The 26,482-nt window shown below is 41.4% G+C and carries 22 protein-coding genes and 2 pseudogenes; 18 read left to right on the top strand and 6 right to left on the bottom strand.

Annotation, left to right across the window (positions count from 1 at the left end):
- Positions 1 to 189 precede the first annotated feature (189 nt).
- The 5 genes from V7L20_RS26820 to V7L20_RS26800 all read left to right on the top strand — a co-directional run bounded on the left by V7L20_RS26820 (position 190) and on the right by V7L20_RS26800 (position 3,668).
- Positions 190 to 525, top strand: a complete 336-nt coding sequence (locus tag V7L20_RS26820; protein ID WP_334746989.1) for a hypothetical protein — start codon at positions 190 to 192, stop codon at positions 523 to 525.
- Between the two features lie 236 nt (positions 526 to 761).
- Positions 762 to 1,112: a YtxH domain-containing protein gene (locus tag V7L20_RS26815; RefSeq protein ID WP_334746988.1), complete on the top strand. Its 351-nt coding sequence runs from the start codon at positions 762 to 764 to the stop codon at positions 1,110 to 1,112.
- 11 nt (positions 1,113 to 1,123) lie between these two features.
- The gene (locus V7L20_RS26810) at positions 1,124 to 1,663 is read left to right on the top strand and encodes a DUF948 domain-containing protein (protein WP_334746987.1); all 540 of its coding nucleotides are present in this window, start codon (positions 1,124 to 1,126) and stop codon (positions 1,661 to 1,663) included.
- A 393-nt stretch (positions 1,664 to 2,056) separates the two neighbouring features.
- Positions 2,057 to 2,866 (top strand): TPM domain-containing protein, encoded by an 810-nt coding sequence (locus V7L20_RS26805; protein WP_334746986.1) that lies wholly within the window; start codon positions 2,057 to 2,059, stop codon positions 2,864 to 2,866.
- Positions 2,867 to 3,038: 172 nt separating this feature from the next.
- Positions 3,039 to 3,668, top strand: coding sequence for a precorrin-8X methylmutase (locus V7L20_RS26800; RefSeq protein WP_334746985.1), 630 nt, complete (start codon positions 3,039 to 3,041; stop codon positions 3,666 to 3,668).
- Between the two features lie 133 nt (positions 3,669 to 3,801).
- Here V7L20_RS26800 and V7L20_RS26795 read toward each other — a convergent pair whose 3' ends face one another.
- The 5 genes from V7L20_RS26795 to V7L20_RS26775 all read right to left on the bottom strand — a co-directional run bounded on the left by V7L20_RS26795 (position 3,802) and on the right by V7L20_RS26775 (position 10,236).
- Positions 3,802 to 4,488 (bottom strand): phosphate ABC transporter permease, encoded by a 687-nt coding sequence (locus V7L20_RS26795; RefSeq protein ID WP_334746984.1) that lies wholly within the window; start codon positions 4,486 to 4,488, stop codon positions 3,802 to 3,804.
- Between the two features lie 25 nt (positions 4,489 to 4,513).
- Positions 4,514 to 5,350 (bottom strand): 4-hydroxy-tetrahydrodipicolinate reductase, encoded by an 837-nt coding sequence (dapB, locus tag V7L20_RS26790; protein ID WP_334746983.1) that lies wholly within the window; start codon positions 5,348 to 5,350, stop codon positions 4,514 to 4,516.
- 721 nt (positions 5,351 to 6,071) lie between these two features.
- Positions 6,072 to 8,660 (bottom strand): TonB-dependent siderophore receptor, encoded by a 2,589-nt coding sequence (locus V7L20_RS26785; RefSeq protein ID WP_334746982.1) that lies wholly within the window; start codon positions 8,658 to 8,660, stop codon positions 6,072 to 6,074.
- 129 nt (positions 8,661 to 8,789) lie between these two features.
- Positions 8,790 to 9,782 (bottom strand): helix-turn-helix transcriptional regulator, encoded by a 993-nt coding sequence (locus V7L20_RS26780; RefSeq protein WP_334746981.1) that lies wholly within the window; start codon positions 9,780 to 9,782, stop codon positions 8,790 to 8,792.
- Positions 9,783 to 10,017: 235 nt separating this feature from the next.
- Positions 10,018 to 10,236 carry a hypothetical protein gene (locus V7L20_RS26775; protein WP_334746980.1) on the bottom strand — a complete coding sequence of 73 codons (219 nt, stop codon included), beginning with the start codon at positions 10,234 to 10,236 and terminating at the stop codon, positions 10,018 to 10,020.
- A gap of 242 nt (positions 10,237 to 10,478) precedes the next feature.
- Between V7L20_RS26775 and psbP the strand changes: the two genes are divergently transcribed.
- From psbP to V7L20_RS26745, 6 genes are all read left to right on the top strand, one after another.
- Entirely contained in the window at positions 10,479 to 11,099 is a 621-nt protein-coding gene (gene psbP, locus V7L20_RS26770) for a photosystem II reaction center PsbP (RefSeq protein WP_334746979.1), read from the top strand.
- A gap of 282 nt (positions 11,100 to 11,381) precedes the next feature.
- Positions 11,382 to 11,975: a Maf family protein gene (locus tag V7L20_RS26765; protein WP_334746978.1), complete on the top strand. Its 594-nt coding sequence runs from the start codon at positions 11,382 to 11,384 to the stop codon at positions 11,973 to 11,975.
- Between the two features lie 136 nt (positions 11,976 to 12,111).
- On the top strand, positions 12,112 to 12,849 hold the full coding sequence (locus tag V7L20_RS26760; protein WP_334746977.1) for a phycocyanobilin:ferredoxin oxidoreductase: 738 nt from the start codon (positions 12,112 to 12,114) through the stop codon (positions 12,847 to 12,849).
- A 1,110-nt stretch (positions 12,850 to 13,959) separates the two neighbouring features.
- Entirely contained in the window at positions 13,960 to 15,384 is a 1,425-nt protein-coding gene (locus V7L20_RS26755) for an HlyD family efflux transporter periplasmic adaptor subunit (protein WP_334746976.1), read from the top strand.
- A gap of 176 nt (positions 15,385 to 15,560) precedes the next feature.
- A complete protein-coding gene (gene devC / locus V7L20_RS26750) occupies positions 15,561 to 16,715 on the top strand; it encodes an ABC transporter permease DevC (protein ID WP_334746975.1) in 1,155 nt (384 codons plus the stop codon).
- A 126-nt stretch (positions 16,716 to 16,841) separates the two neighbouring features.
- Positions 16,842 to 17,552 (top strand): DevA family ABC transporter ATP-binding protein, encoded by a 711-nt coding sequence (locus V7L20_RS26745; protein ID WP_334746974.1) that lies wholly within the window; start codon positions 16,842 to 16,844, stop codon positions 17,550 to 17,552.
- Between the two features lie 72 nt (positions 17,553 to 17,624).
- Here V7L20_RS26745 and V7L20_RS26740 read toward each other — a convergent pair whose 3' ends face one another.
- Positions 17,625 to 18,443, bottom strand: a complete 819-nt coding sequence (locus V7L20_RS26740; RefSeq protein ID WP_334747118.1) for a hypothetical protein — start codon at positions 18,441 to 18,443, stop codon at positions 17,625 to 17,627.
- 104 nt (positions 18,444 to 18,547) lie between these two features.
- Between V7L20_RS26740 and V7L20_RS26735 the strand changes: the two are divergent.
- From V7L20_RS26735 to recG, 7 genes and pseudogenes are all read left to right on the top strand, one after another.
- Positions 18,548 to 19,345: pseudogene (locus tag V7L20_RS26735) on the top strand (HAD family hydrolase).
- Between the two features lie 50 nt (positions 19,346 to 19,395).
- Positions 19,396 to 20,139 (top strand): annotated as a pseudogene (locus V7L20_RS26730) (Uma2 family endonuclease).
- Positions 20,140 to 20,601: 462 nt separating this feature from the next.
- Positions 20,602 to 21,396, top strand: a complete 795-nt coding sequence (gene rpsB, locus V7L20_RS26725) for a 30S ribosomal protein S2 (RefSeq protein WP_334746973.1) — start codon at positions 20,602 to 20,604, stop codon at positions 21,394 to 21,396.
- A gap of 37 nt (positions 21,397 to 21,433) precedes the next feature.
- On the top strand, positions 21,434 to 21,673 hold the full coding sequence (locus tag V7L20_RS26720) for a hypothetical protein (protein WP_334746972.1): 240 nt from the start codon (positions 21,434 to 21,436) through the stop codon (positions 21,671 to 21,673).
- On the top strand, positions 21,613 to 22,557 hold the full coding sequence (gene tsf / locus V7L20_RS26715) for a translation elongation factor Ts (RefSeq protein ID WP_334746971.1): 945 nt from the start codon (positions 21,613 to 21,615) through the stop codon (positions 22,555 to 22,557). Before V7L20_RS26720 ends, tsf begins: the two co-directional genes overlap by 61 nt.
- A 397-nt stretch (positions 22,558 to 22,954) precedes the next feature.
- The gene (locus V7L20_RS26710) at positions 22,955 to 23,782 is read left to right on the top strand and encodes a hypothetical protein (RefSeq protein WP_334746970.1); all 828 of its coding nucleotides are present in this window, start codon (positions 22,955 to 22,957) and stop codon (positions 23,780 to 23,782) included.
- A 67-nt stretch (positions 23,783 to 23,849) separates the two neighbouring features.
- The gene (gene recG, locus V7L20_RS26705) at positions 23,850 to 26,369 is read left to right on the top strand and encodes an ATP-dependent DNA helicase RecG (RefSeq protein ID WP_334746969.1); all 2,520 of its coding nucleotides are present in this window, start codon (positions 23,850 to 23,852) and stop codon (positions 26,367 to 26,369) included.
- The last annotated feature ends 113 nt before the right edge of the window (positions 26,370 to 26,482 follow it).

The following is a 26,482-nucleotide window of genomic DNA, read 5'->3' as shown; positions in this document are numbered from 1 at the left end:
TAGACTAAATTTCACTTAGTAAAGCCTTTTAATAACGCTCAAAGCTTCATCTAACTACTCTTTGTTGCATAATCCCGACTGTTCTTTGTGCCAGAGTTTTTATTTTTTAGTTTTTTAATCATTAAATAAGAACAAAGTCAAGTATATAGAAAAAGTTCTCAAAGCTAATGATATTGGTGAATATAAACAATGGTTATTTTAGTTATCCTCGTTAACACCCTCATTTCGCTGATGCTCTTATATGTATCTTGGCAGGTTTGGCAACTCAAGCAGCAATTAGCATACATAACAGATAGGTTAACTGCCTATGAAAGTTGTACCCATGCAGCACTGAATAAAGCACCCAAAAATATTTATCTCGGTCAGGAGAGTATTTATAATTTACGGCATAAAAATCAAGCACTACAAATGCAAATCCAACGAGTGCGGCAAATTATCAGTCTACTTTTGCTCGGACAGCAAATCTGGCAACGTTATTTTCGTAGGTTAGAGTTAACACCAGCCAAAAGAAGTGTTGGAAAATGAGTTATGTCAAGTTCACAGAATATTTATAATCAGGGCTAATATAGGGACGCAATGATACGATGAGACAAAGACGCGGGGAGTTTTGATTATAAATAACTAATGATTTTAATATTTAATGAATAAAAGCAACTTTTTGGGCTGATATTTTGTCACGATAGATTAACTGAATAAAATCGGTGGAGTCTTACAAGGAGAGAAAACCCGCCTAAAATGGGTGTAAGGAGAGAAATAACAAGATGTCTAATAACCGTTCTGGAGTATTTTTTGGCGGTTTGATGCTGGGAGCTACCATCGGTGCTTTGACCGGTTTGCTCGTAGCTCCGCGCACAGGGCGCGAAACGCGTAAAATTTTGAAAAAATCTGCTAATGCTATCCCAGAATTGGCAGAAGATTTATCAACGAGTGTACAAATCCAGGCAGATCGTCTCTCTGCGATCGCCTTACGAAACTGGGATGAGACTTTAGATAGATTACAGGAAGCGATCGCAGCAGGTGTAGATGCCAGTCAGCGAGAAAGCCAAGTCTTGAAGCGGCAAACATATGTTGAAGACTCAGATTCTCTTCCCCAACAATTAGAACGCTCATAAATGACACAACCGTGATTGAACCCCTGTTTTGGTTGGGACTTTCTTTACTCTTAGTCGCCACAAGTTTGACTGCGGTTTTAGTGGCGGCAATACCGGCTTTGCAGGAGTTAGCACGCGCTGCTCGTAGTGCAGAAAAGCTATTTGATACACTCTCGCGGGAGTTACCGCCCACTCTAGAAGCTATCCGTGTGACTGGTTTAGAAATCACTGACTTAACTGATGATGTCAGTGAAAGTGTAAAAAGTGCTAATAAAGTCGTGAAACAAGTCGATCAAGGTCTTGATAGTGCAAGAATTCAGGCTCAAAATCTGCAAGTAGGTACACGCAGCATCTTTGTTGGCGCGAAAGCTGCTTGGAAAAATTTCACGCGCCAAAAACCCACAAGGCGAACAAGCGATCGCTTGCCAAGCAATGAAAAACTATCACTAACGTTGCGAGAACGAGAAGTGCTAAAGCAAGAAAATCGCCGGAGTAAAACAGAAATTTACCGTGTTAATGACGGTTATAGCGACGCCGCTAGCTGGGAAAACAATTTCGATGATGAAAATTGAATTGGGGACTGGGGATTAAAGATTGGCGACTAGAACAATATCGGACAATTGGTATAACTAACAAATCGAATTTGAAAAAGCATTAAGGCGATTAGAAAAACTCTTGCCTAGTACCCAGTCCCCAGCGATGCACTGAGTTTCGACTCCGCTCAACTACCGCTTGTCGTACCCCTTTGGGGAAGCAAGCTACGCAAAGCGTCTCGTTGGCGCAGCCTCTCGTAGAGAAGAGAAGTGTCCCCAGTCCCTAATACCCAATACCCAATATTCAAAAACGCTTTGCTTTGATCCCTTAGATTAGAGTAAAGTAAACAAGTGTAAAGAAGTATCACTTTTCCAGTACTCTTTTAAAACAACTTGTTCACTTTTACCGTTAATATTTGTATAAAAACGTCCATGCAATCTTGTTTTTGGCGAAGAATTCTGGTATCTATTGCAGTATTTTTTCTGGCTGGGTCAATTTGGGTCATGCATTCTCCCCCAGCACTGGCTTATGACAATCCTGAGTTACTCCCTAATACCTTTACCCCAGTTGTAGACTTAGCAAAATCTCTTCCTGTCCTGCAAGAAGAAAAGCTTGTTAAAGATTTAGAGCAGTTTGAAGCCGATACGGGCTGGAAACTGCGAGTATTGACCCAGTATGACCGCACCCCAGGTCGGGCAGTTATAAAATATTGGGGTTTGGATGACAAAAGCATTCTACTAGTTGCCGATTCTCGTGGCGGTAACATCCTCAGTTTTAGCGTTGGCGATGCTGTTTATAAACTTTTACCCCGGACTTTTTGGATAGAACTGCAAACCCGCTTCGGTAACTTGTACTTTGTCCGCGAACAAGGCGAAGACCAAGCTATTCTGCAAGCTTTAGAATCCGTTAAAGGCTGTTTACTCAAGGGTGGTTGTAATGTTGTCCCCGGACTGCCACGAGAGCAATGGATTCTCACCTTGATTACCTCAATTATTGGTGGGGTGATTTGTGGATTTGCAGCTCAACCCCGCGAGAAAGGACAAGTTTTTGCTTGGCAATGGGCTTTAATTTTCTCACCTTTGTGGGGAATCTTGTTTCTTGCCTTTGGCATTGGACCAGTGGTGACACGCACAAGCGACTGGTTACCTCTAGTTCGCAATATCTCTGGATTTTTCATTGGCGTCTTAGTTGCCTACCTATCTCCTGTTTTCAGTCGGTCTTCTTCCAGTAATGAGATATGAATGAGTAGAGACGCGATTAATCGCGTCTGTACAAGAGTGCTGAGTAGAGACGCGATTAATCGCGTCTGTACAAGAGTGAGGAGTTTTTAATTAACTTATAATTCTTAACTCTTAACTCCTAACTCTCTGAAGCTGATAAGCTGAAAGCTAATATTTGAGAAGCTCAACAAAAATGGAATGGCACTTAACTGATGCTCAAAGTTTAGCAATCATTGATAGTGAAATTGAAAATCATGTCTTTTCACCCGCAGAGTATGAGATTGTGCGTCGGGTAATATACTCTACAGCTGACTTTGAGTATAAGTCTTTGATTCGTTTCTCTGAGCGTGCCTTGCAAGCAGGAGCAGCAGCACTCGCCGCGCGTACCACAATTGTAGTAGATGTCCCGATGGTGCAAGTAGGTATTGCCTACGAGATTCAAAACACTTTTGCTAATCCCCTGTATTGCAGCATGGAAGCTCTGACACGTCCTCAAAAAGAAAAAACTCGCGCAGCATGGGGAATAGAAACCTTAGCAAGGCGTTATCCAGAGGGCATTTTTGTAGTGGGTCAAGCGCAAACAGCATTAACAGCACTGGTGGATTTAATTGAAGCTGAGGAAATTAGACCTGCTTTAATAATTGCTACTCCTGTGGGATTTGTAGATATTGATGAAGCTAAGAGAGGCTTACAAGACTCCCTAGTGCCTAACATCACAATTGACAGTCGCAAAGGTAATGCAGTTGTAGCAGCTGCGATCGTTGATGGATTGGTAGACTTGGCTTGGCAAGCCTATGGACAAAATGGAAATCACGGGAGTTAGGAACTTCGGCTTTATCGGACTCTTTATTGCAAATACTATTTTAAAATCTTGAAGATCCAGATATTTTTGTTAATTAGTGCCAAGCAAGGAGCCTAGATTCTCCCGTTCGTAAATCTTTTGATTGCTGACTAGTTTACTCTTCTGTGCGACGACGTCGCCGACGCGGCTTTTGTTGCTGGTCCTCACGCAAGCGGCGACCAACTTCGTTAAAGAAATCTCGCCGTAAATAAGGATAATCGCTAACCCACAGGTCACGGCTAGGAAAGTATATATCGCTGAATTCTTCAATACTGCTCAAATCTGGGCGATTTGACATCACTACCATTTCTGCAATTTGACCACGAGTAATAACTTTGTGAGCTGGACGTAATGGTGCTACAAACTCAATGCTAAATCCTGTTTCATCACCCACCTCTAAGTTAATCTGTTTTTCTCGATTTTCTACAATCACCAATTCACCTTTGCTGTTGACCGTTTCGGTTTTACCCATTAACTGGTCTGTAATCCACCAATCTAGCACTCGACCACGGAAAAAGCCGCCATACTTATAACGGCGGCATTGCAAATTTCGCATACTTGCTTGAAACACTGGATACCACAGCCAAAAAAAAGCGCTAATTACCCCCAGCACAAATACTATTGAAGCAAACTCAAGCTTAAAAATGATTGTCACAAGCAATATAACAACTACGGCAACTACAGAAACTAACAGCCGTTGCAAAAAATTTGAGAACTTCCCCCAGTAGTACTTGTACTGCAAACCAGTGGCAATTAGGGGGATAACTTGTTCAAATTTCTGGCGAGTCAGTGCTACTAACATGAGTGCTAAGTGAGCAATAGTGTGTTTAAAGTATCTTTTCTAATCCATATACTAACGACTTTAGCGCTAAGATTTTGCGAATCGCTAGTAGCACTCCTGGCATATAGCAAGCGCGATCGCTCGTATCATGTCGTAAAGTATAAATCTGTCCTGCTGCGCCAAAAATAACTTCTTGATGAGCAATCAATCCTGGCAAGCGTACACTATGAATTCTAATTCCTTCATCTGCTATACTACCTCTGGCTCCTGGTAATTTCTCCGTTTCTTCTACAAGAGCAGGATTAAAAGTTTTACCCAATTCTCCCAATAACTGCGCCGTTTGAATGGCAGTACCACTGGGAGCATCAGCTTTTTGGTTGTGATGCAGTTCGATAATTTCCGCATGATCAAAATATTTAGAGGCTGCAACTGCGGCTTGTTGCAACAGTACCATACCAATGGAAAAATTAGGAATAATTAGACAACCAGTGCTAGCTTTATCGGCAAAGTCTGCCAAGTCTTGAATTTGTTCTGGACTTAACCCAGTAGTGCCAACTACAGGACGAATACCATAGGCGATCGCACTGCGAATATTGTCATAAACTGAATCGGGATGGGTAAAGTCTACAATCACCCCTGGAGGACCTTGTCTCTCCCCAGCCACATACCCCAACATCGGTTCTAATTGATTGGTAATTGGCACTTCTAAGGGTTCGCTTAAACCCGCCAACTCTCCAGCGTCTTTATCTTGATGTTCCAAACTGTGGTCAATTGCACCCACTAGGTTTAAGTCAGGCGCTTGCGCCACCGCCTTAACTACCTCACGGCCCATTTTACCAGCAGCACCGTTGACAATAACCGGGATAGGAGCTTGATTCGTCATAGGTCGAGAAATACTTTTTGAGATAACAAAGGAATTGTAAAGACTTTGGTGATCTAGTAGCTAGCTTCTCAAATCTCTGGCTTAATTCCACCTCCCCTGATTTATACAGCTAATCATTCAGTTTTGTATTCTCTACAGGCGATTAGTTCTCATTTTCATCCCATTATCTTAGCCAGTAACTCGTTTTATTTTCCCTACTTTACTTACCACACCTCCAAAAATAATTCCATTCTGTGCCTGATAAGTAGCTCTTATAAGAGCTATCAGTCTTTTTTTGTCAAGTCTAGTTGACTATTTGTAATATTATTGTTAAATTTATTTACATAACTTAGCGAAGACCAAACTTTAACTGGTAGTTAGCTAAGAAAAAAAGATTTCGGTATCGCTATATCTCATTGACATTTGGAATTCTCCCATCTACCTCGGCTATCAAGTCGGGGTTTTCTGTATTCTCGATTAGCACCTTATTTGAACCTATCCCACTAATAATATATCTGCTACAAAGCTTAAGCTTATTGAGAACTGAAAACGAAAAATCAAGGTTTTCAAGCACATTTTCCGAGAAGAAATAGGATTATTAGAATAGTGGGATAGGTTCTTATTTAATTTAAGGTTTTTGGCGATAATCCAAGCGTATTGCATCTGAAGTAGCTAAAACTTGTCGATCGCAGTGAATTTTGCACCGATACCAATTGTGGGAATACTCAATTGACGATGCTCATCAAAACTGGACTGAAATCGTTCCCACAACACTAAAAGGTGCGCCAGGAATCACACCTAAGCGATCGCTATTTGGTGAGCCAAGATAATATTCTGTGTCTAACAGATTACGGAAGTTCAGTTGCGCTCGCCAGTTATCTCGTCGGTAGAAAATTGAACTATCGAAGCGAAGATAGCTAGGAATCTCGTAGGAGTTGGCAAGGTCGCCAGCGCGATCGCCTACATAATAAACACCTAAACCAAATCCCAAGCCTTTTAAATTTCCTCTCTGGAGTTGATAAGTTGTCCATAGACTAGCTGTATGACGAGGCGCATTAGCAAACCGATTTCCTACAGGAGTACTATTGTCGCTACTGACAAAGGCATCATTGTAGCCATAGGCAGCAATCATATTTAATCCTGGTAAAACTTCACCTGATACATCTAGTTCGATACCTCGGCTTTTCACTTCTCCAGTCAAAATGTCGAAGGGTGGGTTATTCGGATCGGCTGTGGGAATATTAGTCTTTGTAATGTCGTAGAAAGCCAAAGTTCCACCAAATTTGCCAAAGTCTAGTTTGGTTCCCACTTCATATTGTGTTGACCGTTGTGGTGGAGCGTTCCCACTTTCTAATGTGGCAAAACTTGGCTCAAAACCTTTTGTAAAGGAGGCATACAACGATACAGGTTGTAAGGGTTGGTAGACAATCCCGACTCTGGGACTGAAAGCAGTGAAATTGGCTTCGGTGGGTGTTGAATTCAATCGGTCAAATTGATTTCGTTGATAATTATCGAATCGTCCACCTAACAATAACTTCAAATTATCAGTAAAAGCAATCTGGTCTTGGAGGTAAAAACCATAAGTTGTATAGTTTTCATCACGATTATTGGTAATAGGAAGTGTGTCCAGAGAATATCTGTCAGGGGAACGAATGGGATTAAAAATATTGATCGATGGGTACGAACCACTTGCGCCAATTGCAAACTTCAAGTCTGTGTTAATTTCCTTCCCATACTCAAACCCAGTTAACAACTTATGCTGTATCGAACCAGTCTTGAAGTTACCCAGGATATCTAAGTTATTGAAATAACTGCGGTAAAGACCTTCCGCAGCATAGGTACGACGTGTCAATTCTCCCGTTGTTTCATTCAAACCTGCGAATATTGGATAGAGGCGACCGAGATTAAACCACTTAGCAAAGAAGGTATTGCGAACTGACCAATTCTGGCTCAACTGATGATCTAATGTGGTAGTCAAGTTATACTTGCGAACGCTATTTTTACCAAAAGGTTCGTTTATCCCATCAGTTTCACTGAAATAGCGCGAGATTGGAATCGCTGCAATCTGGCGACCAATGGAGGGAATACCTTGATCGACCGAAGTATCAGCATCGATAAACTCGAACTCCACTGTTAATTTTGTCGCGGGTGAAATGTTCCACTGGACGGTTGGCGTAAAGAAATAACTCTCGCGGTTAACTCCATCGCGGAAACTGAGGGTTTGTTCGTAAGAGCCGATAAAGCGATATAAAAGGGTTTTATCTGCGTTCAACGGCCCAGAAATATCTAAGGAAGGTCGATACAAACCGAAACTACCCGCCGAGAATGATAAGTTGTAGTAAGGTTCGTTCAATGGCTTTTTGGTGACTAGGTTGACGATTCCACCGGGAGATCCTTGTCCAAATAAAACACCCGCAGGCCCTTTTAATACTTCAATCCGCTCTAAATTATCTGTTGTAACCAGGTCATATTGAAAAGGGTTTGCACTACCATTTTTAAAATAGCTACCAGTATCAAAACCGCGAATATTAATTTGTTCGGTAACGCCTTGATAAACAGAAGCATTGACACCACTAACATTTTGCAGTGCTTGATTAACTTGAGTAACAGCACGGTCTTCAATTATCTGGCGGGGAATAACTTGAATCGAAGCTGGAATATCACGTAGAGGAGTATCTGTCTTAGTTGCAGTTGACGCATCCTGTGCGCGATATCCATCTTGTTCACCTGTCACCACAAGCTCAATCGGCTCATCTTGCTGTGCTGTTGGTTCTTGCTGTGGTGCAGACAGTGCTGGCTTTTGTTGGGCTTGAGGTGTTTGAGGTGGCTGGGTAGCTGTTGCAGCAGAAGTTATACCGAAAACTAGACCTGCATCATCGTCAAATAACTCAACTGTGGGCAGAGCTGCAACACCCACTACTGTGACTCGCACAGTATTTGCATCGAGATTATTTACTGTTATTTCAGTAATTCCCGTAAGCGGTTTATCAGAACGAAATGTATAAGTATCGCCCGATGGTAAACGCAATTGCCCGCCAGATACATCGACAATAAAATTATTACCAGCACTGCGATTTGTAACTTGCAGTTTAGTCCCAACAGTTGTCTCTAAAATTATTTCCACACCTTTATTAGTGAGATTTGCTTTCACTCCTGTGATTGGTACTATTTCTGATGCAGGTGCTATTTGTGGTGTAGACGACTGCACTAGTAAGGGTTGGGTGTCTGATTTAACTTGTGCTGACACAGGCACAATAACCAAAACACTCAAACATCCTGATAGACTCAGTGCCAGCCACAACTGAAAACTGTTAGATAACCAACTCTTCATCACAACTCCTCAAACACCAACTTGCTGAACCTGACTTGATTGACAATTAATAATTCTTATCAAGAAGCTTACAGGAATGCTTTAGCGTGTGAGGGTGAACTATGGTCGTTAGAGGGAATTTTTTGAACGCTAACGGGAATTGTTTCGGTTAGTTAGATATTCTTTAGGATTGACTCCAAATTTTTTTCTAAAAGCAGATGCAAAATAACTGCGACTAGCAAAACCCACTATTCGCGCTACTTCTACAACATTCATATCTCCTGTATGCAATAGTTGTCGTGCTTTTTCAAGGCGGTAGTGATGTAAGTAGTGAAAAGCTGTTGTACCAAAGGCGAGACGGAAACCCCGCTTCAGAGTACATTCATTCAAACCTACTTGTCGTGACAAATCTACCAAAGAGGGAGGATTGTCAAGATTTTGTAATAAAATTTCTCTGGCGTGGTATAAGCGTTCTAAATCATCTGATTTCAGAGAATGAGTCGAATCTTTACCTTTTCGCGCTTCTATCTCTTGTTCCACCAATAACGCCATTAGATCCAAAACTCTTGCTTCCAAGTACATGCGTTTAGTTATGCCGTAGTAAGGGCATTGTAAAATTTGCTGTAAGCAAGCTTGCATTTGAGGAGTAATTTTTCCAGAATTTTGATAATAAATTCGATTTTCTGCTGCAATTAAATGCTGTAATTCTGTTGGTAAATCTCCCGAACGATCGCCAATAAATGAACGAAAAACCTCTGGTTCTATGTGAACATTAATTTGTATCTGCTGTCCTGGTGATGATTGACAATATTCTTGCGGTGCAATTCCACTACCGCATAAACTATATTCTTTGGTATTAACAGATAAAAATGGAGTTGTATAACTTCCACTGAGTTGAAAATTGTATTCTAGAGGATGTTCCCGTTCCTGATGATGAAGAATAATTCCATCAAAATTGTGGTAGTCGCCAATGTTTAACTCGATTCCTTGCCGTAGCCAAATGAATCGTGAGTAACCTTGACCTAATTCCTGAGGATACTTGTAGATAATGTCTAAGTCATCATTAGGGTCAAATTTACTTATATTATCGGCATTTTCATCCCAGAGTTGCCAGTAAGCTTGGCGTGAAATTGTTACTACCATTACGTGTATGCTGCCTTTAAATGAGAATAATATTTATTAAGCATACAGATAATGTTGGCAATAATGATATCAGGTAAGAGCGATCGCAAATAAATCCCTAATTCTTACCTAACCCGTGAACTATTTGGGATTTTTCTGTTAGTAGCGATCGCCTACATCTCCCAATCCCGGTACAAACAGGAATAAGTTTGAAAGTCGTCTTGATTTATGGTGAATGCTTCTAAATTACCTAAAATCAAAATTCCCAACTTACTGTTCCCACCACCGTGAATGGTTCACCAGGATTAACCCGTATACTGCTACCAGTATTTTCAAAATATTCAATGTCAAACAAATTTTTGAAATTGAGGGCTGTCCGCAATCTTCCTTGCTTGTAGTAAATGGCAGCATCAGTACGTACATAACTCGGTAACTCAAAGGAGTTTGCCAAATCTCCTTGGCGATGCGCCCACATAATAATTTTCTATTAAGGATATGTTTTGCGACTAAAAATATTGATAAAGCTTATCATTTAAAGGGTTTATCTTTTCACTAATCGATAATTTTTATTTAATTGATACATTGACAGAAAAAACTAAATGTGCAGTACAGATGTTCAGGCATTCAATGTTGATTTTTGACGATTTTTAAGCGATCGCTGTCCCCAGAAAAACTTAACATTAACTTTAGAAGTGTTAACTATTCATAAACAAGCTCATGGGTTACTACATCGCTCCCCGCTTTCTGGACAAACTGGCTAGTGTTGTCTCCAGCCCAAAGGAATCTGTAGAAAGGTGGAAACGAATTGTATTAATTTTGCTATTGGTGTTGAGCTTCAGCCTGAGTAATTCTGGTGTAGCAGCTGCAGCTGGACTCAAAAGCTTTGTAGACAGTAGTGATGGCTATCAGTTTTTATATCCTAACGGTTGGCTGGCAGTTAAAGTTGCCGATGGGCCAGATGTGGTTTTCCACGATTTGATTGAGGTGTCTGAAAATGTTTCAGTTGTGATTAGCCCAGTTCCAGAAGGCAAAACTTTGTCAGAATTGGGAACCCCAACAGAAGTAGGATATAAATTGGGAAAAGCAGCCCTAGCGCCTCCTGATTCTGGTCGTTCGGCTGAATTAGTCAATGCTGCACAGCGAGAAGTAGACGGTAAAACATACTACTTTTTAGAGTATGAGGTTAAACTCCCCAATCAACAGGAACGACACAACATCACCAGTGTTGCTGTTAGCCGTGGTAAACTTTTTACCTTCAACGCCTCAATTCCTGAAAAACGCTGGCCGAAAGTTAAACGAATGATTGATGAGGTTGTCAATTCTTTTTCTGTTTATTAATTGGAAAATGGGGAGAAATAAATTCAAAATTCAAAATGACGCTCGCGGACTCGCTCTAAGCGAAGCCATGCCGTTGGCGCAGCCTCTCGTAGAGAAGGCTTTACGCTGCGCTAACAAAATTCAAAAAAGACTGGGGCAGAAGGGGAACAAGGGAAATAACCAATGCCCAATCCCCAATGACGCCACTTGCTCCATTTGGGGAGACCCCATCGCCCTTGGCGTCTCCCCTTGGGAGAAGACCGCAGTGGCTCCCCCATTCCCAATTACTAAGTTTGTCAGATCATGAAAATTCCACCTTTTGTACTTGCTTCAGCTTCCCCAGCCCGACGCCGCTTGCTGCAAACTGTTGGTATTGAACCGATAGTCAAACCAAGTGAGTTTGATGAGTCGCAAATTGAATTAAGTGAACCAGCAGAATTGGTCAAAACTCTTGCCCAGTATAAAGCGGAAACTGTAGCCCCACAGTTTGAATCAGCTTTGATTATAGGTTGTGATTCCGTTTTGTCCATCAATGGTGAAATTTACGGCAAACCAGCAGACTTTTCTGAAGCGATCGCTCGTTGGCAGATAATGCAAGGTAACTTTGGCGATTTGTACACAGGTCATGTTTTAATTGATATCGACCAAAACCGCACTTTAGTCAAGTCTCAAGTTACAAGAGTTTACTTTGCTCAAATGAGCGAGAAGGCAATTAAAGCTTATGTTGCTACAGGTGAACCCCTCAAGTGTGCTGGTGCCTTTGCCATTGAAGGTTTTGGAATTTTCTTTGTAGAAAAAATTGAAGGCTGTCACAGCAATGTAATTGGACTTAGTTTACCCCTGCTGCGGCACATGCTAGAGGAATTGGGATACGATGTCACTGATTTATGGCAATAGTCATTTGTCCAAAATTAATCACCAATGACCAATGACTAATGACTAATGACTAATGTGTTTGCTTATATTGCAGACCACAACAGGTATGGCACGACAAGTTGTAGACTGGCCACTAGATCGCATTCCCAACTAGAATATGTCATTTACTTCTATACCGTCGCTGCGTGAGCAACAACACCCCCTAATTCGTCAGCTAGCTGATTGTATTGAGGCAGCTTGGCATCAGCACCTGGATTTATCGCCTTACCATTTGCCTAATGAGTTGGGGTATGTGGAAGGTAGACTAGAAGGCGAAAAACTGACGATTGAAAACCGTTGCTATGAAACGCCCCAGTTCCGAAAAATGCACTTGGAACTGGCAAAAATCGGAAATATGTTGGATATTTTGCACTGTGTCATGTTTCCTCGTCCAGAATACAACCTACCGATGTTTGGTTGCGATTTAGTTGGGGGTAGAGGGCAAATTAGTGCTGCGATCGCCGACCTTTCTCCTATCCAATTAGAGCGCACCTTACCAGAATCTTATACTTCTGCACTGACACAGCTAACAGTGCTTAACTTTTCCCAACCCCGTGAATTACCTGAATGGGGAGATATTTTTTCGGATTTTTGCATCTTTGTGCGCCCCAGTTCCCCAGAAGAAGAAACAATGTTTCTCTCGCGGGTGCGAGACTTTTTAAACATTCATTGTACTCAAGCGATCGCCTCACATCCTGTTTCAGCTGAACAAGTCACACAAAATCTCGTCGGACAACACAACTACTGCACCAAACAACAGCAAAACGATAAAACCCGTCGTGTACTAGAAAAAGCTTTTGGCCCAGCTTGGGCAGAAAATTACATGACTACAGTTTTATTCGACCTCCCAAATTAATTATCCCTTCATCTCCTTCATCCCCTTCATCTCACTCATGTGTAGGCTCTGTTACGTTTTCGCGTAATGGATAAATGTAGAATTCATTCAACGAGAGTTTAATGGAGTCTTAAAACAGAAACAGGGAGAATAGTAAGGTCTTTGAAGCTAATATCACAAAATGGTTTGTTGTCTTGGTAGGTGCAAGCAATTAGCCCTGCTAACTCATTGACCAGAAAGTTAAGGAAACTCTAATGTTAAAAATGTTCAAGTTGACCCTTCTCTTCTTAGGCTGTGCCTTAAGCGTAGCTATGCCGCAGGCTTTACGACTTCGGTTAGGGTGAACAGATATTTTTTAGTTAATTAATCCTTGATTCACTTAATGAAGACTAACTTTTGTACCAAGATTGTATCCAGTAAAGGCAACAATCTATTTTTGATGTTTCTTTTCAAATTTGTGACTAACTATAACCGTAGTGAATGTAGCAGTAAAGTACCGCATCATACCAATTTGGGATTTTATGTAGAGATGTGATGTATCGTGTCTCTACATTCTAAATTCATACTGCTTGTGAATTTTGCTAACGTTTATTGCACTCATATCTCAATAATCCTCAGAGTTATTGAATAGCCAGCTACTATAGCGTTTCTCAGTAACATAGACCTAACAAGAACAGCCCCTTAAGAGCTAGTGTTGGGGAGTATGCCTCAAAGCCTCTCTCTTTTCAGAAGCTACGGTGTACATACAAGTCAAAAAAAGCTCAATGCAACAAAGGTGCAGGTCAATGCAATAAAAGTGCAGGTCAATGCAACAAAGGTGCAGGTCAATGCAATAAAAGTGTAGGTCAATGCAACAAAGGTGCAGGTCAATGCAATAAAAGTGCAGGTCAATGCAACAAAAGTGTAGCTCGATGCAATAAGGGTGCAGGTCAAAATATATTGCATACAAACGAGAAGCACTATAGAAAACACATTTTATAAAGCCATAGTGTTGAGCATTTATCACTCAATGGATTTTAAGCTATACCCAGCTTTAAACTACTGTTGTTTGTCCTAAGCAGCTGGCTGTTGATTAAAAACCTTTTTATTTTTACTTCCATCAGCACAATTCAGGTAAATGGGCAACATACTATGTCAAGGGTGACTGAAAAGCCAAAGCCAAGTGAGCAGGCATTTAATCAAGAACAACCTAAGATTTGGTGGGGCATCGCTGTAGCTGTGCCAATAGTAATCGCTGCTGGGATATTAGGTACAGCTAAAATCGAGCAGTTGAGAAAACTAACTACATCTGCTCCTGTAATGCCATCTACCAATAGCATTAGTGCTGTTGGGCGTTTGGAACCACGAGGCGAAGTTGTTAAATTGTCTGCCCCATCATCAGGATTAGCACCATCGTCACGAATTCAACAACTTCTGGTGAGAGAGGGTGAACAGGTAAGGCAAGGCCAAATTATCGCAATTTTGGATAACCGTGATACCCAAATAGCGGGACTACAAGAGGCAAAAGCCAAAGTGCAAGAAGCCCGTGCGAATTTAGCGCAAGTCAAAGCTGGATCTCCAAGAGATATTCAAGCTCAAAGAGCAGTTATTGCTCGCTTACAAGCACAGTTAATTGGGGAAAAGAATGCAGGGCAAGCGACGATCGCACGGATTGCAGCCCAGTTAAGTGGTGATAAACTTGTCCAACAAGCAACCGTGAATCGCTTAGAAGCTGAACTCAGTGGGCAAAGAGATGCTTTAAGAGCAACGCTTACACGTATTCAAGCCGAACAGCGCAATGCTCAAGTTGATGCCGGACGTTATGATTATTTATACAAAGAAGGTGCTATTTCTCAGCAAGAGCGGGATAGAAGACGCCTGAGTGCAGTAACTTCTAATCAACAGGTGGCCGAAAGCCAAGCTACTTTAAAGCAAACATTGGCAACTCTACGACAGCAACTTGCCGAAGCCAGGGCTACCCAAATACAAAATTTAGCAACTTTGCAACAGCAGTTAATCGAAGCCAAAGTTAACCGTGATAAAACCGTAGCAACTTTGCAAAGACAAATCGATGAAGAAAAGGCCAAACTAAGCAGAATTTTAGACGTTAGTCCTACCGATGTGCAAGTAGCGCAAGCCCAAGTTAGTAATGCGATCGCAAATATTAGAAAAGCCGAAGCAGAATTAAAATTAAGCTACGTTCAAGCACCAATCGCAGGAGAGATTTTAAAGATTTACACCAAATCAGGTGAAGCGATCGGTGCAAATGGCATTGCTGAAATTGGCCAAACCAGCCAAATGTTTGTGATTGCTGAAGTCCCTGAAGATAGTATTGGTAAAGTGCGTATTGGTCAAAATGCCACTATCACTAGCGACAATGAAGCATTTAGTGGCGAATTAAAGGGAACTGTCACTGAAATTGGTAGAAAAATTGGTAAAAAAGATGTGCTGAATACAGATCCAGCAGCAGATGTGGATGCCAGAGTCGTAGAAGTGAAAATTGCTCTACCTCTAGAAGATAGCCAGAAAGTTTCTGGTTTAACTTACGCTAAGGTAGTTGTCGAAATTAATAACTAATTAAGTTATAGGTGAGCATTAATATCAATTTTTGATTTGATATTTTGGATTTAAATGCTCTTAACTAGGCTTTTTGCTCAAATTGAAAACTTTATATAATTGGTAAAAATCACCCGAATAGATTCAATTAAAAATCTATAATCTAAAATTGCTAACTGTGATTGGATGCCTATAAAATGAGTCAAAAAATACCTCTGTCGTGGCTACAACTGACAAGAGAAAAAACTCGCCTAGCTGTAGCTTTGGCAGGAATTGCTTTTGCTGATATCTTGATGTTTATGCAACTTGGTTTTCGGGATGCTCTGTACTATAGTAACGTTCGATTCCATAACAGTTTGCAAGGCGATATTGTTTTAATTAACAGTCAATCTAGCGCTATCCTGGCGATGAGGGGTTTTTCTCAACGACGTTTATATAAAGCTTTAGAATTACCCGCAGTACAATCAGTACATCCGATATATTTAGACTATACAACCTGGAAAAATCCTGTAACAGGTCGTCCTCGTAGTATCTTAATATTTGGAATGAACCCAGAAAATAATTTAGTTAATTTACCTGGTGTTCAAGAGAATTTAGATAAACTTAAATTACCTGATGTAGTTTTATTTGATCGTTCTTCTCGGTTAGAATATGGACCAATTGTTGCTAATTATGAACAAGGAAAGACTGTAACAGCAGAAGTGCGAAGGCGGCGAATTAAAGTAGAAGGACTATTTACATTAGGTGCATCATTTGGTGCAGATGGGAATTTAATTACAAGTGATATTAACTTTCTGCGAATATTCAGCAATCGTCAACCAGGATTAATTGATATCGGACTGATTAGATTAAAGCCGGGGGCAGATACTAACGTTGTTGCCCAAGAACTACGAAAGTATTTACCTAAAGAGGTAAATGTTTTAACTAAACAAGAATTTATTGATTTTGAGCGGAATTATTGGGCAAATAGTACAGCAATTGGATTTATTTTCACATTAGGGACTGTCATGGGTTTCATTGTGGGGACTGTGATTGTTTATCAAATTCTTTATACAGAAGTTGCAGATCATTTAGCTGAGTACGCTACTCTCAAAGCAATAGGTTACACTCAAACTTATTTATTAACAGTCATTTTTCAAGAAGCTTTATTATTAGCAGCTTTAGGATACTTTCCTGGCATCGTTTTCGCTTTGTTTATGTATAATAGCGCCAGAAATGCGACACTTTTACCAGTTTTTATGAGTTTTGACAGAGCAGTAATGGTGTTGATATTGACTATGATAATGTGCATTATTTCTGGTGCGATCGCAGTCCGCAAATTAAGTTCTGCCGATCCAGCAGATATATTTTAATTAAGTCAATATTAATTAAAATTAATTATTGATACTCATAGATTATAATCAATAATTAAGAAAGCTTGATTTTTGGTAAACACTACAGTTACGTTTCAAAACTGTTAATTTGTAACTAATAAAAATATGATAGAAAAAAATCCTGTAATTGCCATTAAAAATCTCAACCATTACTATGGTAAAGGGACATTGAGAAAACAGATATTATTTGACATAAATCTAGAAATTTATCCAGGTGAAATTGTAATTATGACCGGCCCATCAGGTTCAGGTAAAACAACATTATTGAGCTTAATTGGTGGTTTGCGGTCTGTACAAGAGGGAAGTTTAAAATTTTTAGGTGAAGAACTCATTGGCGTAAGTCAAAACAAACTGGTGCAGATGCGACGCAACATTGGTTATATTTTCCAAGCTCACAATTTACTAGGGTTCTTGACAGCAAAGCAAAATGTACAAATGGCGGTAGAATTAAATAATAATATTTCTCAAACAGAAGCAGTGGCTAAATCAAAAGCCATGCTGAGGTCTGTGGGTTTAGAAGAACGAGTTGATTATTACCCAGACAATCTTTCTGGTGGACAAAAACAAAGAATTGCGATCGCTCGCGCCTTAGTGAATCGTCCCCCACTGGTGCTAGCAGACGAACCAACAGCAGCATTAGACAAACAATCAGGACGCGATGTCGTAGAAATAATGCAAAGTCTGGCCAAAAATCAGGGAACTACTATCTTATTAGTGACACACGACAACCGCATTTTAGATATAGCTGATCGCATCGTAGAAATGGAAGATGGTCTTTTAACCCGTAATTATCCCAATGTAGCTATTGTGCCATGATTTTAGTCATTAGTTATTTATCCTTTGTGAATGACTAATGACTAATGACCAATAACTAATAACAACCATAATTTATTGTCTAGCCGAGCCTGATTTTTTCATTCCAGGTGGCTTTGGCAAAGTTGGGGTATTTGATTGGCGATTAGTACGAAAAGTCACATTCACGCCTTCATTAGATTGCTCCAACACCAGTAGAGGCGTAGGTTTAGCCTTTTGATCCCAATGCATAGTAGCAATCCGACCTTGAATTGTTGGTTGCCAACTATCTTCATCTTCCAGAGGACTTAGGTAAGTTTCTATACAGTCAATAATTTGACTAATAGTTGCAGAAGTCGCTTGCGTCGGTAACTTCATTAACCGGATTTGAATCCGAAATAATACTCTTTTTGCACAGTTCGGCGGAGTACCAGTCTCATACTCTACATCAAAAATTTCATCTACTTGCCGTGCAGCGCTATTAGCAATTCCGACTGATCCAAGTTGTGCTTGATTTGGACGCAGGGCTTGAGTAACTTTTTCTTTGATCTGAATCTTCACTTGATTAAAGATTGCAAAATGAAACACTTCTTCTGCCATCCGCATTCGCAGATAATCCAGGTTAAAGTCCCGTGAATTTACCAAATCGGGATTAGTTTCCATTTTGCGAATCGTTTCCAGCGCTAGCTTAAACTTTTTCTCTAATTCTCGCGCCCGGAATTGTTCAAACTTAAGTTTTTTCTCCAGCTTATTCTTCTGGAGCTTACTATACACAATCAAAGCAATCACAGCTATTGCCAGTCCTCCAGAAGTTGCCAGCAATAATGGTGGTATTTGAAAATTACTTGCTGGCACTTCCTGTGATGCCTTTTTGGGCTTTCCTGGGGTTTGGGCAAGAAATATCGAAGTGGACATGGTTGAAAACTGAAAAACTTGACTCCTGATGTTTAGGATGCCCAAATTTTCAATGCCATCTTGCTGTATCATTAATATTTTTTACAGCCTTTCACAAATTACGTATGTCCAGACATCAGAGTATCCCTGCCCTGTCTGAGTTTTCATCTACAAGCTTCAGCAATATTCGTCTGATAGCCACAGATATGGATGGCACTCTAACTAGACAAGGAAAATTTACTTCCGCACTGCTGCAAGCTTTAGAAGATTTAGCAGCAGTTGACATTAAGGTGCTGATTGTCACAGGACGTTCTGCTGGATGGGTGAGTGGATTGAGTGCGATTATGCCAGTGGCAGGTGCTATGGCAGAAAATGGTGGTTTGTACTTTCCACCTGGGAACCAGAAACCAGTAGTCTTAACATCCATTCCCGATTTAGCTAAACATCGCCAGCACTTGGCTACGACTTTTGAGAATTTACAAACTAAATTTCCCCAAATCCAAGAATCTGCTGATAATCGCTTTCGCATTACCGATTGGACTTTTGATGTAGCTGGTTTGTGTCAAGAGGAACTACAAACCCTAGATAGTCTCTGTCAACAAATGGGTTGGGGATTTACCTATAGCAACGTGCAGTGTCACATTAAACCCCAAGGACTAGATAAAGCTGTGGGATTGTTGCAAGTATTGCGCGAATATTTGCCCTAGTACTCACCAGAACAAATTGTCACTGTTGGCGATAGCCCTAATGATGAAAGTTTATTTGATCGGCATTATTTTCCTATTTCTGTAGGTGTGGCGAATGTCCTGGAATATATCAATCAGTTGAAATATCACCCTGCTTATATTACCACTGCTGCCGAAGGGGAAGGATTTTGTGAATTATCTAGTTATATTTTGAAAAGCTTGTACATCTTAAGTTAGGGAGAAGTAGAGTTGTTCTACAATAATCTCGTAGCACTGATTTTACAACCATGACGGCTACTCTAAGAGTTGGTATCGAATCAGAAATCTTCTACCCCAGCGCTGATGGTCAACCAGTGGCAGAAACCTACGACCACCTTTATGCCTTGCTAACTACCTTGGAGTCCTGAAACAGTATTTGGCACATCGTCAGGCCACAGTATTGGCAAATCAATTTCTTTACTATGCACAAGGCTTTCCCAAGTTGCGGGTAGCCTCAGATGTGATGGTGATTTTTGATGTTGCACCCGGTGGTCGGGACAACTATAAAATCTGGGAAGAGGGTCAAGTACCCATAGTTATTTTTGAAATGACATCCTTTGGTACAAAAGGACAAGATGAAATGTTTAAAAAGACCCTCTATGAGCGAGCAGCTAGGTGTCAAGGAATACTGGCTATTTGACCCTAAAGGCGAGTGGATAGAACAACAGTTACGTGGCTATCGCCTGCGGGGAGAAATTTACGAACCAATACAAGATGGATGCAGTGAACCGTTACAATTACGCTTGGTAGTTGAGGGAAGCCTAATTGGGTTTTACCGAGAGGATACAGGGGAAAAATTACTGATACCTGATGAACTGGTAGAGGCTTTAAGGCAAGAAATTTTAGCAAGACAGCAGGCAGAAGAACTAGTAGAACAAGAACGCCAACGAGCTCAACAACAACACCAACGAGCTCAACAGGCACAGTTGCAAATAGAACAGTTAAAGGCAAGGTTGCGATCGCTCAATCTAGACCTCGATACTATTGAGTAACCCGCAAGGTGTAATTCCAGAAGTGACTGTAGCTACGCCCGTGCTAAACATTGCCTTCTTCGTCCCTACTTCCAAGCCAAAATATTTTAACCTGAGTTCGGGATAAGCTCAAACCCTTATTATACCGTTGTTTGATTTTAGGATATATCAACGTACTTGTGTCGTTTCAGGCTGTTAAAGTTAAATAAACCTCCTTAACCCGAACTGACGTTATGTATAGTTTTCTGCAAGACGGTTTGAAAAACTTATCCGCAAGATTTTCATTACTACAAGTATAGTGCTGCCCGAGTGTTGAGTAGGCAGCACTATTTTATTGACCTGACTTGGTCAAACAACTAGAACTCATCAGAATATGTTAACCTAGTATGGTTAACTAATCTCGCACATCTGAGAATTCGGGTGTTTCCCAGTTGGGAAATACGCTTGGATGGAGGTTTAACCCGAATCGGAGTTAAAAAATATATGCCAGTAGTTTCATTGGCTCAAATGATGGAGTCAGGGGTTCACTTTGGGCATCAGACCCGGCGCTGGAACCCAAAAATGTCTCCTTACATTTATACTTCCCGCAATGGTGTGCATATTATCGACTTGGTGCAAACTGCCCAGTTGATGGATAATGCTTACAATTACATGCGATCGCACGCAGAACAAGGAAAGAAATTTCTTTTTGTTGGCACTAAGCGCCAAGCAGCTGGAATTATTGCCCAAGAAGCCAGCCGTTGTGGTTCCCACTATATTAACCAACGCTGGTTGGGCGGAATGTTGACCAACTGGACAACCATCAAAACACGGGTAGACCGTCTGAAAGATTTAGAACGCCGCGAAGAAACTGGCGCACTAGATTTATTACCAAAAAAAGAAGCATCAATGCTACGTCGGGAAATGACGAAGCTTCAGAAATACTTAGGCGGCATTAAAACAATGCGGAAAGTGCCTGATATCGTGGTAATTGTAGACCAACGGCGGGAATATAACGCAGTTCAAGAATGCCAAAAGCTGAATATTCCCATTGTGTCAATGCTGGATACAAACTGTGACCCAGATGTAGTAGATATCCCCATCCCGGCAAACGACGATGCTATCAGGTCAATTAAGCTGATAGTCGGAAAATTGGCGGATGCCATTTATGAAGGTCGTCACGGTCAGCTGGATGTTGAAGAGGATTACGAAGATTACGACGGTAGTGAGTATGATGAAGACTACGAAGAAACTGAATATACTGACGCCATGATTCCCGATGAGGAAGAAGAGGAATAAGTAAAGCAGGGGTCAAAAAACTGTCCGAAGTAGGGTGGTGGCTGGCACAGTAGCAGCAAGCCACCTAGCCTGCGGCAAATCGCAGGCTAAGGTAGAGGCAAAAAAAGTCATACCTGATAACTTCATTATTTTTTCTACCCCAGCCCTGAGTAAGATAGAAATACTCAACACCCGTGAGCGATTACAACTCAAGGTCAAGTTAGGAATTGAGGCAACATGGCGGAAATATCTGCAAAACTCGTCCAAGAGCTACGCCAAAAAACTGGTGCCGGCATGATGGACTGCAAAAAGGCGCTGAAAGAGACTGATGGTAACGTAGAAGAAGCTATAGACTGGCTACGGAAAAAAGGCATCGCTTCAGCGGGGAAGAAGAGCGATCGCGTTGCAGCAGAAGGTCTAGTAGACACTTACATTCAGCCTGGGGGCCGGGTAGGTGTACTCATAGAAGTCAACTGCCAAACCGATTTTGTTGCTCGTAACGAGGCTTTTAAAGCTTTAGTTAAGAACCTGGCAAAGCAAGCAGCAACTGCTGATAGTGTCGAGTCTTTGTTGGCTCAATACTATATTGATAATGAAAGCGTGAGTGTAGAAGAATTCATCAAGCAAACCATTGCTACGCTCGGTGAAAACATTCAAGTGCGTCGCTTTGTCAATTTTGCATTAGCAGAAGACACTCAAGGTGTAGTAGATAGCTACATTCACACTGGCGGTCGAGTTGGTGTATTGGTAGAACTGGGTTCTCAAACTGAGTCAGCAGCTACCAATCAAGACTTCCAAAGCTTGGCACGGAATACTGCAATGCAAGTTGCAGCTTGTCCAAATGTCGAGTATGTGAGCATAGACCAAATCCCCCCCGAAGTTGCCCAAAAGGAAAAAGATATTGAAATGGGCAAGGATGATTTGGCGAACAAGCCAGATAACATCAAAGAAAAGATTGTTCAGGGACGAATTGAAAAACGCCTGAAAGAATTGGCTTTGCTCGATCAGCCTTACATTCGCGATCAAAGTATTTCCGTGGAAGACCTCTTGAAGCAAGCGAAGGCCCAATTAGGCGAAGACATTCAAGTGACCCGCTTTGTCCGCTATATACTGGGCGAGGGCATTGAAAAGCAAGAAATTAGCTTTGCTGATGAAGTCGCTGCACAAATGGGTACTAAGTAATATTAGCTAGGAGTTAGGAGTACAGACGCGATTAATCGCGTCTGTACAGAAGTTAATAGAACCTATCCCACTATTCTAATAATCCCTATTTCTTCTCGGGAAATGTGCTTGAAAACCTTGAGTTTTCGTTTTCAGTTCTCAATAAGCTTAAGCTTTGTAGCAAATATATTATTAGTGGGATAGGTTCTAGGAAGTTGTTTCATAATTGATAACTTATAATTCTTAACTCCTAACTGCTTAAAGGACAGGTCAAGCAAATAGCCTGGCCTGTATTTTTTTAGTAAAGACGGGAAATATGGCATTTAATTTAAAATATAAAATCCTCTGGAAAGTTATCCTAAAATAAATTTGTACATTTGTACTATTTAATAGTTCACATGGACAAGAATGAAAAGATATGGCAAGAGCAATCGAGCGAATTGAACGGGATATTGCAGCAATAAAAGAAGCGATTCGGGCGATCGCAGTAGAATTACAAAACGCTTATGCTAGTTATTTAAACACCTTGGGGCTAGCTGTACGAAAACAGTTGATTCTGGCGAGTTATCACCTTTGTACTCAAGGATATCCTGAAAACTTTCTGCATTTATCGTTGAATCAGCGCCAGCAATTGCAACAAGCCATCCGCAAGTTGGGGCAAGTGGCATCGGAGCAGTTGCTTGCTTGTATTAAAAGTGAGGAAGTTAAGGAAGATGAGGGGGATGGTCCCGTAATATCTTCTTCATCTTCTGGACTTCTGGACACCTCTAATTCTCAGTCTTTCACCGCCGATACCTCTAATCCGATAGAACTAGTAAAATGGCAACAGAACTTAGAAGAGGTCACGCAAGAAATACTGAAAAAACTTTCGCATGATGCTAATGTTTTAATACAAAAATCTGGGGTATTACCTAAAAAATTACCAGAACCGATTTTAGCAGCTGCTGCGGCAGCATCAGAAACGTCTGGTGAGGTAATGCCAGGGCCACCCAACTTATTAAACTTAGTAATTGAAATTGAAAATGAGCAACAGTCAGAAGATTCTGGACTGACGCAAATCATGGCTATTAACCTGCGGCTAGGAGAAATTGAATTTGCTGATGTGACACTTTCCTCTGAACGTAGGCAAATCCGCAGTATTTTAGTTCAGCTAAACAAGCAAGAACGAGAGTATCAAAAGAAACATCGAGAAAAAGCGATCGCAGAAGCTGAAGCTGCATGGCGTGCTAGTTGGTTTGAGGATTAGTCATTTGTCCTTTGTCCAAAGTCAAATGACCAATGAGCAATGACAAATGACAAATGACTATTGACCAATGACTAATGAAAAACCAGATTGGATAAGATTGCACAAAGCCTTGGCAATAGAAGCCGAACGCGGCTTTACAGACTTGGTGGGCAGAGAATACCGTTTCAGTGAATTTTTAAGCCTAACTTTGGGTAAATTTCCAATAGGCTTACCCCAAATTGAACGCCGCCGTTGGCAAGGACTAGCGGTGCAATTTGTTAGCTATCCACATTTAGCACTGGAAGAAAGACAACATTTAGTAGCAGAGACTCGTAGGTATCTCTCTCAATTACAGCAAGAGGAGCAGGGAGAGCAGGGGGAGCAGAGGAGCAGAGGAGCAGGGGAGCAAGGGAGAATTTATCAATCCAAAATCCAAAATTGTTCGACTGAGCGTAGCCAAAGTCCAAAATCTAAAATTATCACTGAAGTGAGTCGAAGGCTTGCACCGAACATTGACCAAAAACTCAGTGATTTACCAGAAATAGGCTTCAAAAAAGCTGATAATTTGGCACGGCTTGGTTTACACACCGTCCGCGACTTGCTTTTTTACTATCCTCGTGACCATATTGATTATGCACGTCAGGTGAATATCCGCGAGTTACAGGCGGGTGAGACGGTGACAATAGTGGCTACAGTCAAGCGTTGCAACTGCTTTACTAGCCCTAAAAATCAGAAGTTATCAATTTTAGAACTGATTGTCAAAGATAACAGTGGTCAAATCAAAATTGGTCGTTTTTACGCAGGTACACGCTTTAGCAGTCGCGCTTGGCAAGAAAGTTTAAAACGCCGTTACCCAGTAGGTAGTATTTTAGCAGCGTGTGGGTTGGTAAAAGAAAGTAAATACGGCTTGACACTGGATAATCCAGAACTAGAGGTTTTGGCAAATCCAGGAGATACCATTGAGTCGTTGAATATTGGGCGGGTAGTGCCAATTTATGGACTTACTGAAGGCGTGGTGGCGAATACAGTGCGACAGGCGGTAATAGCTGCTTTACCTGCTGCGGCTCACCTGAAAGACCCTTTGCCAAGTGGTTTGCGACAAAAGTATGGTTTGATGGAATTAAAAGATGCGATCGCTAATATCCATTTTCCCAGCGATAGCGCCGTCTTACAAGTTGCCCGTCGTCGCCTAGTTTTTGATGAATTTTTCTACCTACAACTTGGGTTACTGCAACGTCAGCAGCAAGCAAGGGCAATTCAAACCAGCGCCATCCTCGTTCCACGCGGTCAACTTGTAGAGAAATTCCACGAAATACTGCCTTTTCAACTTACAGTAGCACAGCAACGAGTTCTTAACGACATTCTCAACGATTTACAAAAACCTGTGCCAATGAATCGTTTGGTGCAAGGCGATGTCGGTTCTGGTAAAACAGTCGTCGCCGTGTTAGCTATCCTGGCAGCAATTCAATCTGGCTATCAAGCGGCGCTGATGGCTCCCACAGAAGTTTTGGCAGAACAACATTATCGCAAGTTAGTTAGCTGGTTTAACCTCTTGCATTTACCAGTGGAATTACTGACAGGCTCTACTAAAACTGCTAAACGAAGACAAATACATTCTCAGTTAGGAACTGGTGAATTACCTCTGTTAGTGGGAACTCATGCCTTGATTCAAGACCCTGTAAACTTCCATCAACTGGGATTAGTAGTGATTGATGAGCAGCATCGCTTTGGGGTAGAACAACGGGCGCGTTTGCAGCAAAAAGGTAAGCAACCCCATGTGTTAACTATGACAGCTACGCCGATTCCCAGAACCTTAGCACTGACGATACACGGGGATTTGGATGTGAGCCAAATTGATGAGCTACCACCGGGGCGGCAAAAAATTCAGACAACAGTATTGTCAGGTCAGCAACGCAACCATGCTTACGATCTGATCCGGCGAGAAATTGTCCAAGGTAGACAAATTTATGTGGTTTTGCCCTTGGTGGAAGAATCAGAAAAACTAGATTTGCGATCGGCTGTTGACGAGCATCAAAAGTTACAAGAGAGTGTTTTTCCTGACTTTCAAGTTGGGTTGCTACACGGTCGCATGAGTTCAGCCGAAAAAGACGACGCCATAACCAAATTCCGCGATAACCAAACGCAAATTTTGGTTTCTACTACTGTTGTTGAGGTTGGTGTAGACGTACCTAATGCTACGGTAATGCTTATTGAAAATGCAGAACGATTTGGCTTATCGCAACTGCACCAACTGCGGGGGCGCGTTGGTCGGGGCGCGGCTCAGTCCTACTGTTTATTGATGAGTAGTTCTAGAAGTCCTGATGCTCAACAACGGTTGAAGGTGTTGGAACAATCTCAGGATGGCTTTTTCATCTCCGAAATGGATATGCGTTTTCGTGGGCCAGGGCAAGTACTGGGAACTCGTCAATCTGGAGTGCCAGATTTTACCTTAGCGAGTTTGGTTGACGATGAAGAAGTTCTACTTTTAGCGCGGCAAGCAGCGGAGAAAATAATAGAGATGGATGTTACTTTAGAGCGCTGGTATTTGATGAAAGAAGAGTTGAAGTATCGGTATGAGCGGTTGATGGGTGGGGCGATTTTGACTTAACTTATCTTGTCTTGATGATGAACAGCTACTATCCCTCTCTGAATAAACAAGGCAGGAGGCAGGAGGCAGGAGGCAGAAGGCAGAAGGGAAGAGGATTTGACTTGTTTCTTCCA

Origin of the sequence: Nostoc sp. (genome assembly GCF_036916735.1) — a bacterium.
Taxonomy (GTDB): domain Bacteria; phylum Cyanobacteriota; class Cyanobacteriia; order Cyanobacteriales; family Nostocaceae; genus Nostoc.
Note: the sequence above shows the minus strand (reverse complement) of the source record. Positions and strands in the feature narration are given on the sequence as shown.

What these genes read in the sequence shown, in the direction of transcription:
- devC (WP_334746975.1), top strand. Translation starts at nt 15,561, where the DNA reads ATGAGTCAAAAAATACCTCTGTCGTGGCTACAACTGACAAGAGAAAAA.
- V7L20_RS26710 (WP_334746970.1), top strand. Translation starts at nt 22,955, where the DNA reads ATGGCAAGAGCAATCGAGCGAATTGAACGGGATATTGCAGCAATAAAA.
- dapB (WP_334746983.1), bottom strand. Translation starts at nt 5,350, where the DNA reads ATGACGAATCAAGCTCCTATCCCGGTTATTGTCAACGGTGCTGCTGGT.
- recG (WP_334746969.1), top strand. Translation starts at nt 23,850, where the DNA reads ATGACTAATGAAAAACCAGATTGGATAAGATTGCACAAAGCCTTGGCA.
- V7L20_RS26820 (WP_334746989.1), top strand. Translation starts at nt 190, where the DNA reads ATGGTTATTTTAGTTATCCTCGTTAACACCCTCATTTCGCTGATGCTC.
- rpsB (WP_334746973.1), top strand. Translation starts at nt 20,602, where the DNA reads ATGCCAGTAGTTTCATTGGCTCAAATGATGGAGTCAGGGGTTCACTTT.
- V7L20_RS26755 (WP_334746976.1), top strand. Translation starts at nt 13,960, where the DNA reads ATGTCAAGGGTGACTGAAAAGCCAAAGCCAAGTGAGCAGGCATTTAAT.
- psbP (WP_334746979.1), top strand. Translation starts at nt 10,479, where the DNA reads ATGGGTTACTACATCGCTCCCCGCTTTCTGGACAAACTGGCTAGTGTT.
- V7L20_RS26780 (WP_334746981.1), bottom strand. Translation starts at nt 9,782, where the DNA reads ATGGTAGTAACAATTTCACGCCAAGCTTACTGGCAACTCTGGGATGAA.
- V7L20_RS26800 (WP_334746985.1), top strand. Translation starts at nt 3,039, where the DNA reads ATGGAATGGCACTTAACTGATGCTCAAAGTTTAGCAATCATTGATAGT.
- V7L20_RS26795 (WP_334746984.1), bottom strand. Translation starts at nt 4,488, where the DNA reads ATGTTAGTAGCACTGACTCGCCAGAAATTTGAACAAGTTATCCCCCTA.
- V7L20_RS26760 (WP_334746977.1), top strand. Translation starts at nt 12,112, where the DNA reads ATGTCATTTACTTCTATACCGTCGCTGCGTGAGCAACAACACCCCCTA.
- V7L20_RS26805 (WP_334746986.1), top strand. Translation starts at nt 2,057, where the DNA reads ATGCAATCTTGTTTTTGGCGAAGAATTCTGGTATCTATTGCAGTATTT.
- V7L20_RS26775 (WP_334746980.1), bottom strand. Translation starts at nt 10,236, where the DNA reads ATGTGGGCGCATCGCCAAGGAGATTTGGCAAACTCCTTTGAGTTACCG.
- V7L20_RS26765 (WP_334746978.1), top strand. Translation starts at nt 11,382, where the DNA reads ATGAAAATTCCACCTTTTGTACTTGCTTCAGCTTCCCCAGCCCGACGC.
- V7L20_RS26740 (WP_334747118.1), bottom strand. Translation starts at nt 18,443, where the DNA reads ATGTCCACTTCGATATTTCTTGCCCAAACCCCAGGAAAGCCCAAAAAG.
- V7L20_RS26785 (WP_334746982.1), bottom strand. Translation starts at nt 8,660, where the DNA reads ATGAAGAGTTGGTTATCTAACAGTTTTCAGTTGTGGCTGGCACTGAGT.
- V7L20_RS26815 (WP_334746988.1), top strand. Translation starts at nt 762, where the DNA reads ATGTCTAATAACCGTTCTGGAGTATTTTTTGGCGGTTTGATGCTGGGA.
- V7L20_RS26745 (WP_334746974.1), top strand. Translation starts at nt 16,842, where the DNA reads ATGATAGAAAAAAATCCTGTAATTGCCATTAAAAATCTCAACCATTAC.
- tsf (WP_334746971.1), top strand. Translation starts at nt 21,613, where the DNA reads ATGGCGGAAATATCTGCAAAACTCGTCCAAGAGCTACGCCAAAAAACT.